Source organism: Bacillus cereus group sp. N21 (assembly GCF_016483395.1).
In the GTDB taxonomy this organism is placed as follows: domain Bacteria; phylum Bacillota; class Bacilli; order Bacillales; family Bacillaceae_G; genus Bacillus_A; species Bacillus_A pseudomycoides.
This window is the reverse complement of the sequence record NZ_JAEHBX010000449.1, coordinates 1-232: the sequence shown is the minus strand read 5'-3', so window position 1 is coordinate 232 and position 232 is coordinate 1. Positions and strand designations below refer to the sequence as shown.

Genomic DNA, 232 nt, shown 5'->3' with positions numbered 1-232 from the left:
ACCAACCCCCAGGGCAACGCGGCCACACAATATTATTACACGGTACCGCTGCGGGGCTTTCTATCGGAGGCAAGCTCCGTGAGTACTACGAAAACAGTATTAATTACTGGCGCCCGCGCACCAGCAGCATTGCATTTATGCAGGCTGCTTAAGAAACACGGACCTACCGTCATTAATGCAGATAGTATTCCTTATCCATTAAGCAAAGTTTCAACGAGCACTGAGTATTTTT

The 232-nt window shown here is 47.8% G+C and carries 1 pseudogene; it reads left to right on the top strand.

The window, feature by feature from the left end:
* Positions 1–78: 78 nt before the first annotated feature.
* Positions 79–232, top strand: a pseudogene (locus JDS96_RS33555) (ATP-grasp domain-containing protein); the annotation flags it as partial.